A 428-nucleotide genomic window follows, 5' to 3' on the forward strand; every position below is an offset into this window, starting at 1 on the left:
CTTTATTGATGGTATTTGCCAACTGGCTAATCCCTGCGCATGGCGCACTGGGCGCAGCACAGGCCTATATGGCAACCTATATCGTCTATTTTTCTCTTTGTTGTGGCGTGTTTTTACTCTGGCGTAGGCGGGCATGACTGTACTGATTCACGTACTGGGATCGGATATCCCTCACCATAACCGAACCGTTCTGCGGTTTTTCAACGACGCGCTGGCCGCGACGAGCGAGCACGCGCGCGAGTTTATGGTTGCTGGCAAGGACGACGGCTTAAGTGATAGCTGTCTGGCGCTTTCTGTGCAATTTTTCCCTGGGAAAAAATCGCTGGCGGAAGCGGTCATCGCGAAAGCAAAAGCTAACCGTCAGCAGCGATTTTTTTTCCACGGTCAGTTCAATCCCAAACTGTGGCTGGCTCTGCTGAGTGGTGGCA

The 428-nt window shown here is 52.6% G+C and carries 1 protein-coding gene; it reads left to right on the forward strand.

What is annotated here, in order from left to right; all coding sequences use genetic code 11:
- Positions 1 to 133 precede the first annotated feature (133 nt).
- The coding region (locus B9C99_RS25515; protein ID WP_143543610.1) for a TDP-N-acetylfucosamine:lipid II N-acetylfucosaminyltransferase at positions 134 to 428 on the forward strand (295 nt) is incomplete at its 3' end.

This window comes from Rhodococcus sp. BUPNP1 (assembly GCF_002215235.1).
GTDB lineage: Bacteria > Actinomycetota > Actinomycetes > Mycobacteriales > Mycobacteriaceae > Rhodococcus.